Source organism: Teichococcus deserti (assembly GCF_001982615.1).
GTDB lineage: Bacteria > Pseudomonadota > Alphaproteobacteria > Acetobacterales > Acetobacteraceae > Pseudoroseomonas > Pseudoroseomonas deserti.
This window is the reverse complement of record NZ_MLCO01000389.1, coordinates 1-2749: the sequence shown is the minus strand read 5'-3', so window position 1 is coordinate 2749 and position 2749 is coordinate 1. Positions and strand designations below refer to the sequence as shown.

Annotated in this window: 2 protein-coding genes and 1 pseudogene; all 3 read left to right on the top strand. The window is 66.4% G+C overall.

From position 1 onward, the window contains the following. The coding region (locus BKE38_RS27765; protein WP_207553703.1) for a COX aromatic rich motif-containing protein at positions 1–440 on the top strand (440 nt) is incomplete at its 5' end. 74 nt (positions 441–514) lie between these two features. Beyond that, positions 515–2488 carry a cytochrome o ubiquinol oxidase subunit I gene (gene cyoB / locus BKE38_RS27760; protein WP_420014341.1) on the top strand — a complete coding sequence of 658 codons (1974 nt, stop codon included), beginning with the start codon at positions 515–517 and terminating at the stop codon, positions 2486–2488. Between the two features lie 5 nt (positions 2489–2493). After that, a pseudogene (locus tag BKE38_RS27755) lies at positions 2494–2749 on the top strand (cytochrome o ubiquinol oxidase subunit III); the annotation flags it as partial.

Here is a 2749-nt window from a genome sequence, read left to right as displayed (position 1 = left end):
AGGGCTTCGACGCCTGGGTGGCGCAGAACAAGGCCGCCGGCGGCACGCTGGACCGCGCCGGCTACCTCGAGCTCGAGCGTCCCTCGGTGCGCGACCCGGTGCGCCGCTTCGCCAGCCTGGATCCGGAGCTGTTCACCGCCGTGCTGAACCGCTGCGTCGACAGCGCCAAGATGTGCACCAGCGAGATGATGCGCATCGACGCCGCCGGCGGCCTCGGCCCGGCCGGGCTGCTGAACGTCTCCGCCCTGGAATACGACAAGACCCAGCGCCGCGGCGCCGGCGCCCCCGCCGCGGCGGCGCAGCGCAACACCACGCAGCGCTTCGTGCTCGCCCTCTGCACCCCGGCCGACCCGGTGGGCGTGCGGCAGGAGGTGGCGCTGGCCCCGGCGGCCGCGACCGCCGACCAGCCCACCGCCCCGGCCGCCAGCCAGGTCAACTGAGCCCCGCCCTCGGAACGACAACGGAACGATAGATTAGCCCCATGTCGCCGCCCCTTCCGGAACAAATCTCGCCGGTGTTCGGCCGCCTCTCGCTGAGCTCCCTGCCCCTGCACGAGCCGATCCTGGTCGTCACCTTCATCGCCGTCGCCCTGGGCGGCCTGGCGGTGCTGGCGCTGCTGACCCGCTACAAGCTCTGGGGTCCGCTGTGGCGCGACTGGCTGACCACGGTCGACCACAAGCGCATCGGCATCATGTATGTGATCCTGGCGCTGATCATGCTGCTGCGCGGCTTCTCCGACGCGCTGATGATGCGGGCCCAGCAGGCCATCGCCTTCGGCGGCGCCGAGGGCTACCTGCCGCCGCACCACTATGATCAGATCTTCACCGCCCATGGCGTGATCATGATCTTCTTCTTCGCCATGCCGCTGGTGACGGGGCTGATGAACTTCGTGGTGCCGCTGCAGATCGGCGCCCGCGACGTGGCCTTCCCCTTCCTGAACAATTTTTCGTTCTGGATGACCGCGGCGGGTGCCGCCATCGTCATGATGTCGCTCTTCGTGGGCGAGTTTGCGCAGACGGGCTGGCTGGCCTATCCGCCGCTCTCGGGCTCGGCCTACAGCCCCGGGGTGGGCGTCGACTACTACATCTGGGCACTGCAGATCGCCGGCGTCGGAACCCTGCTGTCGGGCGTCAACCTGGTGGCCACCATCGTCAAGATGCGCGCCCCCGGCATGACCATGATGAAGCTGCCGGTCTTCACCTGGACCTCGCTCTGCACCAACGTGCTGATCGTCGCCGCCTTCCCGGTGCTGACGGCCGTGCTCGTGCTGCTGTCGCTCGATCGTTACGTGGGGACGAACTTCTTCACCAACGACTTCGGCGGCAACCCGATGATGTACGTCAACCTCATCTGGATCTGGGGCCACCCGGAAGTCTACATCCTGATCCTGCCGGCCTTCGGCATCTTCTCCGAAGTCGTCTCGACCTACAGCTCGAAGCGCCTCTTCGGCTATACCTCGATGGTCTATGCGACCGTCGTGATCACCATCCTGTCCTACATCGTCTGGCTGCACCATTTCTTCACCATGGGCAGCGGCGCCAGCGTGAATTCCTTCTTCGGCATCACGACGATGATCATCTCGATCCCGACGGGCGCGAAGATCTTCAACTGGCTCTTCACCATGTATCGCGGCCGCATCCGCTTCGAGCTGCCGATGCTCTGGACCATCGGCTTCATGATCACCTTCGTGATCGGCGGCATGACGGGCGTCCTGCTGGCGGTGCCGCCGGCCGACTTCCAGCTGCACAACAGCCTGTTCCTGATCGCCCATTTCCACAACGTCATCATCGGCGGCGTGGTCTTCGGCCTGCTGGCGGGCATCACCTACTGGTTCCCCAAGGCCTTCGGCTTCAAGCTGGACCCGTTCTGGGGCAAGGTCTCCTTCTGGTCCTGGCTGATCGGCTTCTACCTGGCCTTCATGCCGCTCTACGTGCTGGGTCTGATGGGCGTGACCCGCCGCGTCAGCCGCTTCGAGGACCCCTCGCTGCAGATCTGGTTCGTCATCGCCGCCATCGGCGCGGTGCTGATCGCCATCGGCATCGGCGCCTTCCTGCTGCAGATCGCGGTCTCCTTCTGGAAGCGCGACCAGCTGCGCGACCTGACCGGCGACCCCTGGGGCGGCCGGACCCTGGAATGGGCGACCGCCTCGCCGCCGCCGGACTACAACTTCGCCTTCACGCCGATCATCCACAGCCATGACGCCTGGTGGCACATGAAGGGCCGCGGCTATGTGCGCCCGACCTCCGGCTTCCATGCCATCCACATGCCGAAGAACACCGGGGCCGGCATCATTCTGGCCGGCATGTCGGTCGCCTTCGCCATCGGCATGATCTGGTACATGTGGTGGCTGGCGGCGCTGAGCTTCGCCGCGATCGTCCTCTACTCGATCGTGCACACCTTCAACACCGACCGCGACTTCTACATCCCGGCCGAGGACGTGGCCGCGGCCGAGGACCGTCGCAGCCGCCTGCTGTCGGCGGCGGAGTGAGCAGCATGTCCGCGCATCCGATCGACACCATGGGGCCCGACGGGAAGCCCGCCTTCTACATCACGGACGGGCGAGAGACCGTGCATCCCGGCGACGGGACCATGCTCGGCTTCTGGATCTACCTGATGAGCGACTGCCTGATCTTCGCAGTCCTCTTCGCGACCTATGGCGTGGTCGGCCGCAACTACGCGGCCGGCCCCTCGCCGCAGGACCTGTTCGACCTGAAGCTGGTCGCCATCAACACCTCGATGCTGCTGTTCT